This window comes from Streptomyces sp. NPDC048197, assembly GCF_043202395.1.
Lineage (GTDB): Bacteria > Actinomycetota > Actinomycetes > Streptomycetales > Streptomycetaceae > Streptomyces > Streptomyces siderophoricus.
Genome location: NZ_JBIDAJ010000004.1, coordinates 189,284 through 204,361 on the forward strand (window position 1 = coordinate 189,284; position 15,078 = coordinate 204,361).

16 protein-coding genes are annotated in these 15,078 nt (G+C 70.1%); 7 read left to right on the plus strand and 9 right to left on the minus strand.

Going from position 1 to position 15,078, the window contains the following annotated elements; genetic code table 11:
- Window positions 1–548: 548 nt before the first annotated feature.
- Window positions 549–1,337: a (2Fe-2S)-binding protein gene (locus tag ACGF4C_RS08000; protein WP_393564231.1), complete on the plus strand. Its 789-nt coding sequence runs from the start codon at window positions 549–551 to the stop codon at window positions 1,335–1,337.
- A 29-nt stretch (window positions 1,338–1,366) separates the two neighbouring features.
- On the opposite strand, the gene ACGF4C_RS08005 is transcribed toward ACGF4C_RS08000, so the two are convergent.
- Complete coding sequence (locus ACGF4C_RS08005; RefSeq protein ID WP_393564233.1) at window positions 1,367–2,332, minus strand: S1 family peptidase; 966 nt, start codon at window positions 2,330–2,332, stop codon at window positions 1,367–1,369.
- Window positions 2,333–3,226: 894 nt separating this feature from the next.
- Between ACGF4C_RS08005 and ACGF4C_RS08010 the strand changes: the two genes are divergently transcribed.
- On the plus strand, window positions 3,227–3,499 hold the full coding sequence (locus tag ACGF4C_RS08010) for a hypothetical protein (protein WP_393564234.1): 273 nt from the start codon (window positions 3,227–3,229) through the stop codon (window positions 3,497–3,499).
- 227 nt (window positions 3,500–3,726) lie between these two features.
- On the opposite strand, the gene ACGF4C_RS08015 is transcribed toward ACGF4C_RS08010, so the two are convergent.
- Complete coding sequence (locus tag ACGF4C_RS08015; protein WP_393564514.1) at window positions 3,727–4,167, minus strand: pyridoxamine 5'-phosphate oxidase family protein; 441 nt, start codon at window positions 4,165–4,167, stop codon at window positions 3,727–3,729.
- A gap of 421 nt (window positions 4,168–4,588) precedes the next feature.
- Window positions 4,589–5,980, minus strand: a complete 1,392-nt coding sequence (locus tag ACGF4C_RS08020; RefSeq protein WP_393564236.1) for a globin domain-containing protein — start codon at window positions 5,978–5,980, stop codon at window positions 4,589–4,591.
- A gap of 423 nt (window positions 5,981–6,403) precedes the next feature.
- On the opposite strand from ACGF4C_RS08020, the gene ACGF4C_RS08025 reads away from it, so the two are divergent.
- Window positions 6,404–7,162, plus strand: coding sequence for a response regulator (locus ACGF4C_RS08025; RefSeq protein WP_393564238.1), 759 nt, complete (start codon window positions 6,404–6,406; stop codon window positions 7,160–7,162).
- Window positions 7,163–7,255: 93 nt separating this feature from the next.
- On the opposite strand, the gene ACGF4C_RS08030 is transcribed toward ACGF4C_RS08025, so the two are convergent.
- From ACGF4C_RS08030 to ACGF4C_RS08040, 3 genes are all read right to left on the minus strand, one after another.
- On the minus strand, window positions 7,256–9,127 hold the full coding sequence (locus ACGF4C_RS08030) for a GAF domain-containing protein (protein WP_393564516.1): 1,872 nt from the start codon (window positions 9,125–9,127) through the stop codon (window positions 7,256–7,258).
- 433 nt (window positions 9,128–9,560) lie between these two features.
- Window positions 9,561–9,911, minus strand: a complete 351-nt coding sequence (locus tag ACGF4C_RS08035; RefSeq protein WP_393564240.1) for a hypothetical protein — start codon at window positions 9,909–9,911, stop codon at window positions 9,561–9,563.
- 200 nt (window positions 9,912–10,111) lie between these two features.
- The gene (locus ACGF4C_RS08040) at window positions 10,112–10,477 is read right to left on the minus strand and encodes an SH3 domain-containing protein (RefSeq protein WP_393564242.1); all 366 of its coding nucleotides are present in this window, start codon (window positions 10,475–10,477) and stop codon (window positions 10,112–10,114) included.
- A gap of 83 nt (window positions 10,478–10,560) precedes the next feature.
- Between ACGF4C_RS08040 and ACGF4C_RS08045 the strand changes: the two genes are divergently transcribed.
- Window positions 10,561–11,136 carry a WD40 repeat domain-containing protein gene (locus tag ACGF4C_RS08045; RefSeq protein ID WP_393564518.1) on the plus strand — a complete coding sequence of 192 codons (576 nt, stop codon included), beginning with the start codon at window positions 10,561–10,563 and terminating at the stop codon, window positions 11,134–11,136.
- A gap of 73 nt (window positions 11,137–11,209) precedes the next feature.
- Window positions 11,210–11,821, plus strand: a complete 612-nt coding sequence (locus ACGF4C_RS08050) for a hypothetical protein (protein WP_393564244.1) — start codon at window positions 11,210–11,212, stop codon at window positions 11,819–11,821.
- 173 nt (window positions 11,822–11,994) lie between these two features.
- On the opposite strand, the gene ACGF4C_RS08055 is transcribed toward ACGF4C_RS08050, so the two are convergent.
- Window positions 11,995–12,729: a dienelactone hydrolase family protein gene (locus ACGF4C_RS08055; protein ID WP_393564246.1), complete on the minus strand. Its 735-nt coding sequence runs from the start codon at window positions 12,727–12,729 to the stop codon at window positions 11,995–11,997.
- A 222-nt stretch (window positions 12,730–12,951) separates the two neighbouring features.
- Here ACGF4C_RS08055 and ACGF4C_RS08060 point away from each other — a divergent pair, with 222 nt between their 5' ends.
- Window positions 12,952–13,533 (plus strand): DUF6924 domain-containing protein, encoded by a 582-nt coding sequence (locus tag ACGF4C_RS08060; RefSeq protein WP_393564247.1) that lies wholly within the window; start codon window positions 12,952–12,954, stop codon window positions 13,531–13,533.
- Window positions 13,534–13,646: 113 nt separating this feature from the next.
- Here ACGF4C_RS08060 and ACGF4C_RS08065 read toward each other — a convergent pair whose 3' ends face one another.
- Together ACGF4C_RS08065 and ACGF4C_RS08070 are read right to left on the minus strand one after the other, a co-directional pair.
- Window positions 13,647–13,871, minus strand: a complete 225-nt coding sequence (locus ACGF4C_RS08065) for a putative quinol monooxygenase (protein WP_393564249.1) — start codon at window positions 13,869–13,871, stop codon at window positions 13,647–13,649.
- A 31-nt stretch (window positions 13,872–13,902) separates the two neighbouring features.
- Window positions 13,903–14,502, minus strand: a complete 600-nt coding sequence (locus tag ACGF4C_RS08070) for an aldo/keto reductase (protein WP_393564251.1) — start codon at window positions 14,500–14,502, stop codon at window positions 13,903–13,905.
- 47 nt (window positions 14,503–14,549) lie between these two features.
- Here ACGF4C_RS08070 and ACGF4C_RS08075 point away from each other — a divergent pair, with 47 nt between their 5' ends.
- Window positions 14,550–15,074 (plus strand): hypothetical protein, encoded by a 525-nt coding sequence (locus ACGF4C_RS08075; RefSeq protein WP_393564519.1) that lies wholly within the window; start codon window positions 14,550–14,552, stop codon window positions 15,072–15,074.
- Window positions 15,075–15,078 lie beyond the last annotated feature (4 nt).

The following is a 15,078-nucleotide window of genomic DNA, read 5'->3' on the forward strand; positions in this document are numbered from 1 at the left end:
GGGGGGCGGGTCCCGGCGGCCCTGCGCCCTCCGTGCACTCGTGGGGATCGGCGTCGAGGTACGGACATTCACGGGTGCGGTCGAAGCCACGTGCGTGCATCCCGCCATCGCCGCCCTATGCGGACGGTCGGCGAGCCAGAATCTGCCCCTGCTCGGATGCGTCGGCCCTCATGACGACACCGTCTTCAACCGGTCGCAGCTCAAAGTTCTTGTCCCGGAACTCCGGTCTTGGCGGACGGACCAACTGCCGAGGCAGCGTACGAAATCCTGGCCCTGCCTGCCCAAGTCGAGCGTAGGGCTCACCGGTACCTCGTCTTCAACGGCGACTGCCCCTGTCACTTCACCACAGGCCCTGGTGGCCTACTGGCCGCGTTGGGGGGCGAGCGCACCGGGCAATGTCGATCACGGGCCGGCCACCCGTGTGCGGCTACCGGATCCCATCGCCGTGCGCCGCCCGGTGTGACACGCGATCCGGCCCGGCCATTACGATCCGGGCCGGGCAACCCAGCCTGAGCGAGAAGCGAGGAGGACAGGTGCCCCAGGAGCCGATGACCGCAGTGCTCGGCCGCGCCGCCGCCGTGGGGCCGTTCTTCTCCGTACGGACCAGCGCCGGAGCACCACGCGATCAGGGCTTTCTTCCCCTTGCGGAGCTGTACGGAGAGGGCGTCTCACCGGCACTGCGCAATCGCCTGGAGACGGTGGCCACGCGGCTCGGCACAGCAGAGGCACGGGTCGCCGCGTCCCTCGTCCATCAGGGACTCGCCGGGCGCCTGTGGTCGATCGCTCTCGGACCGGCGGTGCTGGCCGGACGCGTCCCCGACCTCGGCGGCGACGCCCTGTGGTGGCATCCGGACCGGAGCGCACCCGACGACCTCTGGCTGCCCTTCCCCAGTCCTTCTCTGTCCCCCTGCCCCCGGCCTTCCCTTGCTCCCTGCCCCCGTCCTTCCCTCTCCCCCTCCCGCTCTCCCCTGCCGTTGCCTGCCGTAGAAGACCTCGCAAGCCGGCTACGGGCAGCGGTCCTGCGCGATCATTTGGTGCCGCTGCACCACGCCATCAGCGCCACGACCACGATCTCCCCCAAGGTGCTGTGGGGCAACGCCGCCTCGGCGCTGGTCGGCACCCTCCGTGTGCTGCACGGCTGGTGCCGCAGCACGGGGCACGGGGAAGCCGCAGAACGAGCCGTGGCACTGACCGCCTCCCTCCTCAACACCACGCCACTACGCGACTGCGGAACCCTGGATCCCACCGTGCCGGCGTTCTCACGACGCAGCTGCTGCCTGTATTACCGTGTGCCGGGCGGTGGGCTGTGCGGAGACTGCGTGCTGAGCGGGACGTGACGAGGTGGACCGGACGATAGGGCCTCCCGTCAGCCCAACTCTCCTATCAGTGCCGGGACATCGGCGAATCCGGCGTCGGCCGGCTGTCCGCAGACCTTGCCTGCCGTTTCGCCAGCGAAGCTGAACACCCCGGCCAGTTCCGGGCCGCGCCGACCCTGGACGACCAGTGGGCTGCCGCTGTCCCCGAAGCACATGGTCGTCCGCCCACCGGGCACATCACGGGCGCAGAAGACCGATGCCTCGTCCACGACAGCCGGTGTCTGGGCGGCGCATTGCGCATGGGTGCGGACGGTGAGGTCACCGCGCCGCAGGACATCACCGCGGATTTCCTGGCCCGGCCGGGAAGGATCCGGTGCCGCCGTGGTGCCGTGACTGAAGATCGAGACGTGGGTACCGGGGCGCGGCCGATGCGGGGCGATCCGGAGCGGCGTGACACCGCGTACCGGGGCGCTGAGACGGATCTCCGCCAGGTCGGATGCCGCCGACGACAGAGCGGGGTTACGGGGATCGGCGGGTGAGGGCAGCAGCTCGTACCGCGGATGCAGGGTGACCGCGCGGATGTCCCGCACCGTGCCGGGGTCGCGTGACAGAACCGATGAGCCGATGTGCACCTCCGCCCGCCGGAAGTCCTGGCCGTCGAGGCAGTGGGCGGCGGTGAGCACCCGGTCCGGGGCGATGAGTGCCCCGCCGCACGAGGCGCGGTTCAGCAACGGGGCGTCGCCCTTCACCGCGAGCGTCGCCAGCCAGGGTGCCGCCCCGCGCTGCGGCAGCTGTGTGCCACCCGACATGGCCTGTGCCGCACCGGCCGTGCTCATGACCGCGGCCATCCCGACCATCACCACCGCACCGAAGACCGCCCCGGTATGCGTTCGCCGGCGACGCCTCATCCTTAACCGTCGGGTCACCGCCCCCACCGCGTCCACCTCGCCCCTTTCGTTCATCACGCCCACCGCACCCGCGAGTTCGCTGTTCATCTCGACCTGTGCCTCTCGCATACCGAAATGGATCTTTGCTCAACGACCGAACGTAGCGACGAGGCTTGGCGAGATCGTCAGACCACGGTCGCGTCGACCGTCGTCCTGCAGGCTGATCGAACCCTGACGTCTCTCAGGGATGGCCGAGCCGGGTGAAGACCAACACGGGCAGGTGGCAGGCGGGGATCTCGCTCCCCGCATGCGCTCGCCTCCAGTCGGCGAACGCTCAACCACCCAAATAATGCCTTTCTTTAGCATCCGCTTCCCGTGCTAGAAACGAGTGCACTCGTTCGACGGGTGGCGGGGTGCAGTGCAGCATCACAGCAGGGGGGAATTCCACGTTGGGTAGCTCAGCACGGGATACAGGCAACCACCGTCGCCGCTTTCATGGTGATCGATATGGCCAACCCTCCACGGGAAGGCGAGTGGCCAACCTCAAGCACCAAGGAATGCACCCGGAATTCAACGCCGTTCGCCTCGGCTCGATGAGCAGATCGAATGCGGTGGCAGCAGGTTTCGGCGAGTACCGATAGGTACCGACGGGCATACGGCCACTTCTGGTACGAGGATGGCGACACCTTCCCAACCTTCCCCGGTGAGCACAACGGTATCCGTCACCAGTTCCCCTGCACTGCCGCGATTTCGGCCTGTCGAGGACGCACAACTGCTGATGACAACCTCTGCACAACTCTGCGCAAGTCTCGGCAACTCTGGAAAGGAAACTCAGTGAAATCCAGTCGCATTTTCACGTCGGGAGCCGCTGTTCTGGCTTCCGCCGCTGTCCTCCTTACCCTGGGGCAGTCCTCCGCGACGGCAGCCGGCGTCAAGGCGGCGGGCGCGCCCGTCCCGTGGAAGGCCACGTACGGCACGGCCACGGCATCCGGCACCAGGTCGGTGCAGCCCAAGGACGGTTCCGTGTTCTCCAAGCTCGTCATCAAGGGTGACTTCAAGAACACCGGTAACGACTGCTACTCGGTGTGGACCCAGTGGACCTATGACCTGGTTCCCCGGCCGCCTGTCAAGCAGGCGACCCTGTGCGGTAAGGGCACCAAGTCCGTGGACTTGAGCCTGGCCAGCTACACCTTCACCACCACTGGCTCGGTCTTCATATGCCGCGGTGACAAGGACACCAAGGACTGTGGCGAGCAGGAATCCCTGACCAGCTGGCCCGTCAACCACGTCAGCTGACCGGGCCAGCCCCACCCCCGCGATCGCGCCAGCCTCAGCGTGTTGGATTGTTGGGGTTTCTTTGGATTCTTTGGATTCTTTGGGTCCTCCGGATTTTTTGGGTTCTTTGAGTCCTCTGAATTCTTTGGGGTGTTCGGGTGCTTTCGGTTTCTCATCCAGCCCAAGGTCTGGCCCTCGTGGACGACCGCCGGTACGGCAGGCTCGCCGGCCGTACCGGCATCGGCCGGTCAAGTCTTCGGGGACAGTCGCAACCCCGTGACCAAGTCCGGGCGGATTCGCAGCGCGTAAGACATCCGGTGGTCGGCCCACGGGTGCAGCAACGCCTGGTAGTGCGCAAGGTCGTCGGGATCGGTCACAAGGTGGCAGTAGCCGGTCACCACCACGCTCCAGCCGCAGTGCGTGGCCGGGTCGATGGCGTCGGCCTCGTAGGCGACGACCACCCCCTCGTCCTCCGCATGCTCGGTCAGGCTGGTCAGCGCCGCGCCTTCGTGGGTGCGGATGATCACCTCGCCGTGATGGAGGAGGTGGTTGACGGGGCGGATGGCCGGCAATGCGTCCTGGGTGAAGACGATCCGGCCCAGCGACACGCTGCCCAACAGGCGGAGGGCCTCGGCGCGGTCCAGTTCCGTGCTGCAGCGGGACGCCTCGCGATCGGCCCAGGCCAGCAGCGCGGAGCCGGTGACAGCTCCCGCGGAGCCGGTGACAGCTCCCGCGGAGTCGGTGACAGCTCCCGCGGGGTCGGTGACAGTCCCCGCGGAGGCGACAGCTGGCCCGGAGTCAGGGTCGGTGACGGTCCCGGCGGTGTGCCGGGCCGGGATGTTGTTCACGGCGTGCTCACTCTCCTATTGACGCTGCTGATGCAGGGGGCTGCCGGCCAGTAGAAGGCTCCCGGTAGTCGCCCGCCAGGGGCCGTTCGGCCCGTCTCGGGAGTGCGCGACTCTCCGCGCCCAGTTGGCATCACCCCGGTTGGCACCGCTCCAGTTGGCATCACTCCGATTGGCGTCGCCCCGGCGCTCCAGTCACCGTTCCGTCTGCCGCTCCAGTACCGGTCCCTCTGGGGCTCCGCTCGCCGCCCGTCTGCCGCTCCGCTCACTGCCCCTCGGCAGCTGCCGGGTACGCCGCGCAGCGGCCGGTCGGCGGGGCCAACGGGTCCGGCACCGGGTCGTGGCGAATGTGGTCGGCCGGCATACCGGCCGCGGTCAGCCGCGCGACCGTGGCGCCGACCATGGCCGGCGGACCGCTGACGAAGGCGAGGTGAGGCGACCACTGCCCGTCCCGCGCCAACGCCTCGGCCAGCGGGCCGTACCCGGCCGATGGGTCGGCGCTTCCCAGGACGGCGTCCTCGTGCGGGGTCGGGCCGTACCCGGCCAGCGAGCCTTCGCTGCCCGGCATGACGGCGTCCTCGTCCAGCACCCGCACCACCCGCAGCCGGTCGTACCGAGCAGCCCATCGGTTCAGTTCCGCGGCGTCATAGAGCTCGCCTCGACTACGCGCGCCCACGAAGAGGTGGACCCGGCCGGCCGGGCGCGGCGGAAGACCGTCGGCTCCGCGGCGACGGCCCGCCCACTCCTCCAGCAGCGCCTTGATCGGTGCCCAGCCGGTGCCCCCCGCCACCATCAGCAGATCGCGGGATCGGTCCTCGTCCTGGAGCGTCATGGTGCCGTGCGCGCGGCCCAGGCGCAGGGTGTCGCCGACCCGGGTGCCGTCGACCAGCGCCTCACTGACCCCGCCGGGGCCGGTCCGCCGGACGTGGAAGACCACCTCGCCGTCGAGCCCCGGCGCCGACGCGAAGGAATAGTGTCGCCACGCCTGCGGCCTCAGCGGGGACTCGACCGCCGCGAACTGGCCGGCCCGGTACGGGTACGGCTCATGCAGTCGGACCCGCAATACCGCGAGGTCCGGGCGGCGCCGCTCGTGGGCGATCACCGTGCCCTGCCAGGACGGGGGTTCGGCGAGTGCGGCGTCGGCGCCCTCGACCATCGACGCCACGGCGAACCGCACCATCCGCACCCACGCCTCCTCCACCGCCTCGACCCAGCGGGGCCCGGCGGTGCGCCGGAGCGCCACACACAGCGCGGTCTCGAACGCCTCGTAGTGCGCCGGACGCACCCCGAGCTTGCGGTGGTCATGGCCGAGCTGCCGGAAGTAGGCGGCCACCTCGCCGGGGCGGTGCAGATTCTCGATCAAGTACCAGAAGGCGCGGGCCAGATGCGCACGCTGGAAGTCCATGGACGCCGGGAACAGCGACCGCAAGTAAGGCCAGCGGGCGAACATTTCGTCGTAGAGGCGGGCGATCAGGTCGCCGAAGGGTGTGAGCAGATCCAGGTACTGGGTGATCAGCCGCTGGTCCGCGGCACCGTCGTAGGAGGCGGGCGTTAAGTCCTGCGCGGGCGACCGGCCCTGACCGAGGATGCGCCGCCGCAGCCGCATGGCGTCGTGCCGGGCGAGCAGGGCGTGGTAATCGCCGCCGACGGTACCCACGGCACCTAGGGCTGACCGTCCGGACGGGGCGGACGGGACGGACCGGACAGACTGGGCGGACGGGACGGACAGGGCGGACTGGGCGGGCTGGGCGGGCTGAGAGAGACGGGCGGACGGAGCGGGGCGCGTGGGCTGGTAGGACTGCGGCATGGGACCGACCTCCTGAACGGGGGCGTCAGTATCGCAACGCGGTGCTGTGCCCGAAGGGCCCCGCTCCCCAGGGCCGTTCGGCCCTTGCGCCGGTCGCCGGGTCCGACGAACCTCGTGGTCGGGACCCTCGTGCCCCGCCGATCCGCGAGAACCACAGAGCGAGAGCGCATGAACCAGCAGCCCCTTCACCCTGCTCCCACCACGCCTGCCCACACGGTCCCTGTCACCGCCACCCCTGTCGCCGCCACGCCCGCCCACGCCACCCCCGCCCCTGTGACCGCCACGCCCGTCAGCGCCGCGGACGCGCCGCTGCGCGTCTTCATCCTCGACGACCACGAGGTCGTCCGTCGCGGTGTGCGGGACCTGCTGGAGGCGGAGGAGGACATCGTGGTCGTCGGGGAGGCGGGGGACGCCCGGCAGACCCTCGCCCGGGTGCCGGCGGTCCGGCCGCAGGTGGCCGTCCTCGACGTCCGGCTGGGCGGCACCGACGGGCCCGGCAGTGACCACGAAGGGATCGAAGTCTGCCGGGAGTTACGGGCCCGCGTCCCGGATCTTGCCTGCCTGATGCTGACGTCCTTCGACGACGACGAGGCACTGTTCGACGCCATCATGGCCGGGGCGGCCGGCTATGTGCTCAAGCAGATCGACGGCCCTGCGCTGGTGCACGCGGTCCGTACGGTCGCTGCGGGGCAGTCGATGCTGGATCCGCGTACCGCGAAGCGAGTGATGGAGCGACTACGCGCCCCGGGCCGGAGCCGGTCGGCCGGCGCGGAGGCGGGGACGGGGACGGGGACGGGGACGGGGACGGAGGCGGGGTCGGAGTCGTCCAACCTCGACCGGCTCTCGCCGCGCGAACGGGAGGTGCTGGACCTGATCGGCCTCGGGCTGACGAACCGCCAGATCGCCGACCGGCTGTTCCTTTCGGAGAAGACGGTCAAGAACCGGGTGTCCGCGATCCTCTCCAAGCTGGGGGTGGGCCGCCGGGTCCAGGCGGCGATGGTCGTCGAACGGCTGAGGGCACCGCGACCGTAACTGCGGCACCGGACGACAGAAATGGGGCTCTTAGGCGGTCCGGCAACGAAGCCAGATCGTCTCGATTCGGGCCGACAGCGGGAACGGATCGGCTCAGTCGGGCAACGGTACCCGCCAGACGATACGGGTGCCGCCGCTCTCCGGCCGTTCGACGGTCAGGCGGCCGCCGTGCATCTCGGCTCGGGACCGCATGTTGGCCAGCCCTCCGGTGTGCGGTGCGTCGCCGACCCCCACCCCGTCATCCGTCACCGCCAGCGTCACCGTGCCCGCCGTCACCGACAACAGCACATCCAGGTGACGGGCCTCGGCGTGCCGGGCGGCATTGCTCAGGGCCTCGGCGGCCACTGCCACGAGGTGGCCGGTCAGGTCATCGGGGACCGCTGCGTCCACCGGGCCGTCGATCCGCAGCGCCGGGGTGAAGCCGAGGGGGCCGGCCGCCCGCTGCACGGTCTCGGTCAGATCGCGGCGCAGACCACGGCCGTCCTTGCCCTCCCCGGTGGTACGCAGTCCGAAGATGGTGGACCGGATGATTTTGATGGTGGTGTCCAGGTCGTTGACCGCGCGGCCGACCCGCTCGGCGGCCTCCGGGCGGTCGATCAGCCGGGTCGCGCTCTGCAGCGTGATGCCGGTGGCGAACAGCCGCTGAATGGCGAGGTCGTGCAGATCTCGGGCGATCCGGTCACGGTCGTGGAGGACCGTCAGTTCTTCCGACTCGGCCCGCCGGCGGGCGAGTTCCAGAGCGATCACGGCCTGGTCGGCAAAGCCCGATATCAGGGTGACCTCGGCCTCGTCGAAGGCGGGCCGCCCGGCCAGGCGGCTCAGCCGGAGTGCACCACGGCCGGTGTCCACCTGGAGCGGGACGGCGACCGTCGGCCCGTCCACCTGTACGGGCTCCCCGCCCAGGGCGACGCCGTTCGGCTCCTCGCCCTTGGACACCGCCTCACCTCTGGATGTCTCCTCGCTCTCGGGAGCCTCCCCAGCCACGGGCGTTTCCTCCCCCACGGACGGCTTCACCGCCCCGTTCCCGGCAGCGTCCCGGCCGAGCGGATACGCCCGGGGGTCGGCCCGCAGGTCGGCGCTGACCACCGGCCGGCCGCTGCGGACGGCCGCCCCAGGCAGCGAACCGTCAACCGGCACGGGCAACCCAAGGATCCGGCTCACGCCCATTCCACACGCCACCGCCACCGTCAGCTGGTCCACGGACGAGGACGAGAGCGGGGACGAAGACGAGGACGAGAGCGGGGACGAAGACGAGGACGAGGGCAAGGGCGGGAACGGCTCCGAGGGCGAAGGAGCGGACGGGAGCGGGGACGAGGGCAAGGGGGAGGGCGGGGATACCGGCAGCAGGACCGCCGCACTGTCCGCCCCGGCGACCTCCTGCGCGCGCTCCGCGATCAGTCGCAGCACCTCGTCGGCGTCGGTGCCGGACAGCAGACTGCGGGTGATCTCGCCCAGCGCCTCCAGCCACCGTTCGCGGCGGCGGCTCTCGTGGTACATGCGGGCGTTGTCGATCGCCACTCCCGCCGCGGTGGACAGCGTGGTCAATACGGCTTCGTCATCCGCGTCGAACGACCCGCCGCCCCGCTTCTCGGTGAGGTAGAGATTGCCGAACACCTCGTCGCGGACCCGGACCGGCACCCCGAGGAAGGTCCGCATCGGCGGATGGTTGGCCGGAAACCCATAGCTGTGCGGATGCCTGGTGAGGTCGGTGAGCCGCAGCGGCGACGGGTTGCGGATCAGCTCACCGAGGATGCCGCGGCCGCACGGCGTCCGGCCGATCAGCCCGATGAGCTCGTCGGACATCCCGACGGGCAGGAACTGTGCCAGCTGACCGTCCCCGACCACGCCGAGCGCCCCGTATTCCGCGTCGGTGAGGGTGACCGCCGCCTCCACGATGCCCCTGAGCACCTGCGGGAGTTCGAGCCCCCGCCCCAGGCTCATCACTGCGTCGAGCAGGCTGTGCATCCGGTCCGGCTCGTGGAGCCAGGGCCCGTGCGGACTGCTCGCGACGGGTGCGTACTCCTGCGATTCCGACATGACCGTGCTGCTCCAAAGATCCCGTACGTCTGCGCGGCAGCGTACGTGATCAGCACGGCAGCACCGGCGGGCACCGTCGCCGACCGGCCATCCCAAGGGGCTCGCACCGGGGTGCCGTAAGGGGGACTGCAACGGGGTCGCCATGGGCCCCGAAATGGGGGCCGCAATGGGGGCCGCAATGGGGGCCGCAATGGGGGCCGCAATGGGGGCCGAACGCCCCGCCGCCGAGGGCCGGTTGCGGGGCGCAGGCGGGCCGTTCGGCCCTGGAGGCCACAGGGGTCCCCGACTGAAGATGTATGTGCCGGGAAGGGCCGGTCTCCCCCGTGTCCATGGCCCTTCCCGGCACCGACCGTTCGTGGCCCTAGGCGAAGTCGACAGCAGCCAGCACAGGACCGGCAAACGCCAGCGCGTACTGCAGCCACACGGCTCCTCGTCGCGCCGCGTAGCTCATCCCATCGCTGGGCAGCGCAAGCGCCAACAACCCCACGACGGCGGACAGGCCCATCGCCCCCTGGGCGAGACCCACCAGGGGCCCGCTTGCCCCGTCGCCGCTGTAGGCCTGATTCATCACGATGATGAAGAACGCCCCGTAGGCAACGACGAGCAGCAGAAGGCCGAGGGCGGCGAACACGCGCACTGCCGATGTGGACGGTGCGAACGGGTCAGTCGCCGCCACGGGGGTGTCCGTGATATGGGGATCGGGTCCGGTCATGTCCGCCATCCTGGCTCGCCTGCGCCACCCGGACACCGTGGTTCCTACTCAAGTCGAAGAGCGCACGTACTCAATGCTTCCGGGAAGAGGCACGAGAAGAGGCATAGGAGGAGGCATAGGAGGAGGGCAGTTCGCCACCCCGTGTGTGTGGGGGCGGCGAACTGCCCGTTCAGGCTTTCACCCAGCCGGTGACGCGTTCGTCACCAGGCGTTGCAGGGCTGCGGGTACTGGGGCAGGCAGATCGGGGCGTCGTCGTTCGCCCAGTGGATGTACCCCGTGGTGCCCTTCTTCAGCTTGCCGACCTTCTTGAACAGCTGAATCTTGTCCCAGTGGGTCGCCTGGTCGTGCCGGAGGATCTTGACCTCGAGGTTGGCGGGCAGGGTGCCCTTGACCGGGGCCGTGCTGCTCGGCCGCGTGAACAGCCGGTACTTGTAGGCGGTGTTGGCTTGGCGGCCGTCCCACCAGTTCGCATGGGCGACGGAGGCGACCGACTTGGTTGCCGTCGGTGCCGACGAGGTGTGCGTGCCGCCGGCGTGTGCCGTGCCGGCCAGCGCACCCAGTCCCATCTGACGGGCGCATGCTGGCCACCGCCCACGCGGACCACACGGTAAGGCTGTGGAACGTGCGAACGGGCCGCCAGGTGGCGGCATTGGCCAGTCACACGGCGCGCATCGCCGCGCTGGCCGTCACCGGCAACGGCGTGGGCGACAACGGCGATGTGGAGCTGTGGGACGTGGCGTCCCAACGCCTCACCGGCACCCTGCCCACCGGCACCCAAGGCGTCCTCACCGCCGCCTTCTCCCCCGACGGCACCCACCTCCTCACGGCGGGCATCGACCATGTCGTGCGCCTGTGGGACGTGGCCTCCCGCCGCCCCTTCGCCACCTTGACGGGCCACTCCGACGCTGTCCTCGCAGCCGCTTTCAGCCCCGACGGACACGCCCTCGCCACCGCCGGCCTCGACAGGACCGTACGCCTGTGGGACATGACCACCCACCGGACAACGGCCGTCCTCACCGGGCATGCCGGCACCGTGACCAAGGTGGATTTCAGCCCCGCCGGCCGCACCCTCGCCACCGCAAGCGACGACGGATCCGTACGGCTGTGGGACACCGACACGGACGCCACCGCCGCCCACCTGTGCGCACTGAGCCGGCGCAACCACTGGACACAACTGATCCGCAATCTGCCCCCGGACGCATACCCGGATCCGGCCACCTGCTGACCTGACCTGCCTCCCTGACCTGCCCTGACCGTGAGGGCAGTGGCTGGCCGACTGGACTGCTGGGAGGTGTGCCATGGTGCTCGGCATGAAGTCTGAGTCGAGCGGTCCGGCACGTCATATCGATACGGGACGGTGGCTGGCGCAGTTCGCCGGCCGGATTCTGGTGGTGTGTCCGCGGTGCGGAGGCCGCGCAATCGCCGTACTCAGGCCGGACCTTGAGGCACCTCGGTACTTCACTGAGCTGATGTTCATGCCGCGCCGTCTCGTGTGCGCGGCATGCGGGGCCACCGGTGAATGGGAGGCCGAGGTGCAGGGCGCCGCGCTCGTAGGGGCGGCGCTCGGGGGCACCGAGGATCCGTTCTTCCGGCAGCCGCTGTGGCTGCAGACCCGTTGTGTCGGGCACATCCTGTGGGCGTACAACGAGGAGCACATCGAGGAGCTGGCCGCCTACGTCGGCGCCGTGCTGCGCCAACACACCGCTTCGCCGACGATGGCGATGTTCCCCCGGCTCCCCGTGTGGCTGAAGCAGGCCGACAACCGTCCCGAAGTCCTGGCCGGATTGGGAAAGTTGCGCGCTCTTGCCGCACGCTCGGCGCCGGATGAGCGCTCCGACGCCGCGCATCGCAGAGACGACCGGCCACGTTCGGGCGGGAGCAGCTTCTACCGGGGCGGCCCCTATCAGTGAGGGTGCTTCCTGCCCGGGACAGCGGTCCCTAACGGTGATGGCGGTCCCTGCTGCTGATGGCGGCCCACGCTGGTGATGGCGGTCCCCGCTGGTGATGGCGAACGGTAACGGCCGGCCGGGCGCGCCGGCCGGGGACGAGCTCCGGCCGGCGCGTCGAGCACTACGACCCCGTGTCAGTTCAGGTGCCGTGCGAAGAACCGCAGCGAGCCGTCGACTTCGAACGACGGCACCTCGCCGTGCTTGCCGGGGTTCGCGTGCAGCGTCTTCTCGGCCGAGGCCAAGGCGTCGAACAACGCCAGGCTCTGGTCCCGCGGCACCATCTGGTCGTCCCACTGGACCAGGAACTGCACCGGCACGGTGATCCGCGCGGCGTCCTCGGCCAGTCCGTGCACGCCGAGCAGGCCCAGCACCGCGGCACGTATCCGCGGCTCCGCGGCGATGAGCGGGATGCCCAGTCCGCAGCCCATCGACATGCCGCAGTAGCCCACCGGGCCGTCGCCGACCTGGTCGAGACGCTGGACCGCAGTCAGGACCGCCTGCCAGTCCGCGACGGCCTGACCGGCCAGATAGTTGTGCATGCCGGCGACCAGCGTGCCCGGATCCTCACCGGCGGCCATTCCGGCCCGCATCTCGGCCGCGATCCGGCCGAACTCCTCGTCCTTGGGCCGGTCGCCGTGGTGGGGCGCGTCGATCGCGACGACCGCGAAACCCGCGGCGGCGTAGTGGCGGGCCCGAGTCACGGTGCCAGGGGCGGTCTTGTGCTGCCTGCCGCCGTGACCCAGCAGGATCAGGGGGCGGGGACGAGTACCGCGGGCGGCTTCCGGCGTCCACAGCACGCCGGGGATCTCGTCGAGGGTGAAGAACTGTTCGGTGACGCCGTCCGACGACGTCTGGGAGGTGAAGCGCATCAGCGTTTCAGGCCTTTCGGGATGCCTGGTGCGGGCGCTCCCTAGGCCATGCGAAGGAGGGAGTCCCGACGCGTCACAGTGTTGATCGGACTCACCTCCTCGAATGTGCAGTGGTGCACGGCGACGCCGAAGATATCACAATGATCATCACGCGCCCTGCGGCGGCGCCGGGCCTGGTCGCGCGCCCCGGCACTGTCAGTGCCCGGCCTTATGGTCCACCACATGAAGCCTCATCACATTCCGAAGCTGCCCCGCACGGATGCCGCTCCCGTTCTCCGGACCGACTTCACCGACCCCGCCGGCTGGGATCGGCTGTTGCAGGCCCTGGAGACGCCGGTCACGCACGAGGAAGGCTCGGAGGACCTCTGCGCCTACGACCGTGCCGTCTCGTACGTCACTCCGGTCGACAGGGAGAAGTACCGGGGCCTGCTTGCTGACATGGTGCTCGCTGCGGCTCCCTACAGCGGCCACGACCTGCCTTACGACCACCTCTATCTGGCCGACGCCGAAACCTTCGCCTCGGACGACCTTCCGTTGCTCGGCATCGACATCCACCTGGACGACGAGGGCGACGAGCCTTGGCCGCGTGAAGAGCCGTTCCGGATACCGGCCCTCCAGGTGACCGGTGTCGAGATCAACGACAGCATCGCCAACCTGTTCTTCCGCGAGTTCCACGACACCGACTGGTCGGGCTTCGAGGTGTACGTGGCGGAGCCGGGGACGGCTGTGTATGAGGAGTTCCGTCGCATGGACATGGACCAGGCCGAGGAGGAGGACGAGGCCGAGGAGGGGGCCGCCGGGTGATGGGGTGGTGGGGGTGAGGGGCGTGATGGGGGTGAGCGCGGGTCACTCGCCAGCGGCGGTGGTCAGCTTCCGGAGGCTCATCGGCTCGGCGAGGATGAGGTCCAGCACTTGCTTCACGTGGTGGAAGTGCGGGGTGGCGAAGTGTTCGGCGAGGGCCTGGGGCCCGTCCATTCCTCGACGATCACCATGCGTGCGGGCTGGTTGAGGTCGGTGTAGGGCCGGTAGGCCAGGCAGCCGGGTTCCTCCAAGGAGGGTTCGATCATTGCTTCCAAGGCGGTGCGCAGTCGGTCCTCCTGGCCGGGTTCGGCCAGGCACTCGGCGACGACGATGAGGGACATGGTGGGTTGTCTCCTTGCGTGCGGTGGACGGTTACGGTCGGGCGGGGCCGGTTCCCGCACCGGAGCGGGTGATCGCGTCGGTGATCTCGTCGAGGTCGGCCCGGGACAGACGCACGGCGCCTGCCCCGACCCAGCCGTCGACCTGGCCGGGCTTGCGGGCACCGACAATGGCGCCGGTGATACGGGGCCAGGCCAGGACCCAGGCGATGGCCACCTCGGCGACCGTGGCGCCGTGCCGCTCGGCGACGGGACGGAGGGCGTCGGCCAGACGGAGGTTGGCTGCCAGCCCGGTGGTGAAGTCGTGGTGGGCGGAGCGCCAGTCGTCGGCAGCCAGGTTCGCGGCACGCTCGGCGGAAAAAGCGCCGGTGGGCAGCCCGGACTGGAGCGGGGAGTAGACGATCACGCCGGTGTCGTGGGCGCGGGCCCAGGCAATCTCGGGTGCGGCCGAGCGGTTGATGGCCGAGAACGGCGGTTGGATGACGTCGACGTGGGCGATCTGTTCGGCTGCCTGAAGCTGCTCGGGCGAGTGGTTGGACAGTCCGATCGCGCGGACCTTGCCCTCGGCCTTCAGATCGGCCATGACCTGCCAGTACTCCCCACCTCTACCGGCTGGCCCGCCCCTGGTCCGCACCGGACCGTACGGAAGCGGCCGTCCAGCCCCAGCAGGTCCGGCCCGGGCTGCGCCGGTTGCTGGATTCGGCAGGCGACGTGCCGGCCCACATCGTCGGCCGGAACACCGAGGTCCTGGCCTGGAACCGCCTTGCCGCAGCGCTGATCACCGATTTCGGGGCCCTGCCACCGCGGCAGCAGAACCTGGCCCGCCTGGTGTTCCTGGACGAGGGGATGCGCAGCCTGTACGCCGACTGGCGCGGCAAGGCCAGCCATGTGGCCGCCTACCTCAGGCTCGATGCCGGACGCCATCCCGATGACCCGCGCACGGTGGGCCTGCTGGACGAACTCTCCGCCGCCAGCGCCGAGTTCCGGGAAGCGTGGGCGGAGCACCAGCTCAAGGACAAGACCCACGGGCGGTACACCTACCTTCACCCCGTGGTCGGCAAGCTGGACCTCGGCTTCGAGACCCTGCGCCTGACCGGTGATCCGGACCAGGCCCTGATCGCCCACACGGTCGAGGAGGGCTCCCCCTCGCAGACCGCCCTCCACCTGCTGTCGACGTGGGCTCAGGAAAGTGCACCGGTGCGCTGAACCG

Coding starts and splice junctions, on each gene's coding strand:
- ACGF4C_RS08000 (WP_393564231.1), top strand. CDS start 549: ATGACCGCAGTGCTCGGCCGCGCCGCCGCCGTGGGGCCGTTCTTCTCC.
- ACGF4C_RS08005 (WP_393564233.1), bottom strand. CDS start 2,332: ATGCGAGAGGCACAGGTCGAGATGAACAGCGAACTCGCGGGTGCGGTG.
- ACGF4C_RS08030 (WP_393564516.1), bottom strand. CDS start 9,127: ATGCACAGCCTGCTCGACGCAGTGATGAGCCTGGGGCGGGGGCTCGAA.
- ACGF4C_RS08035 (WP_393564240.1), bottom strand. CDS start 9,911: ATGACCGGACCCGATCCCCATATCACGGACACCCCCGTGGCGGCGACT.
- ACGF4C_RS08040 (WP_393564242.1), bottom strand. CDS start 10,477: ATGGGACTGGGTGCGCTGGCCGGCACGGCACACGCCGGCGGCACGCAC.
- ACGF4C_RS08050 (WP_393564244.1), top strand. CDS start 11,210: ATGGTGCTCGGCATGAAGTCTGAGTCGAGCGGTCCGGCACGTCATATC.
- ACGF4C_RS08055 (WP_393564246.1), bottom strand. CDS start 12,729: ATGCGCTTCACCTCCCAGACGTCGTCGGACGGCGTCACCGAACAGTTC.
- ACGF4C_RS08060 (WP_393564247.1), top strand. CDS start 12,952: ATGAAGCCTCATCACATTCCGAAGCTGCCCCGCACGGATGCCGCTCCC.
- ACGF4C_RS08065 (WP_393564249.1), bottom strand. CDS start 13,871: ATGTCCCTCATCGTCGTCGCCGAGTGCCTGGCCGAACCCGGCCAGGAG.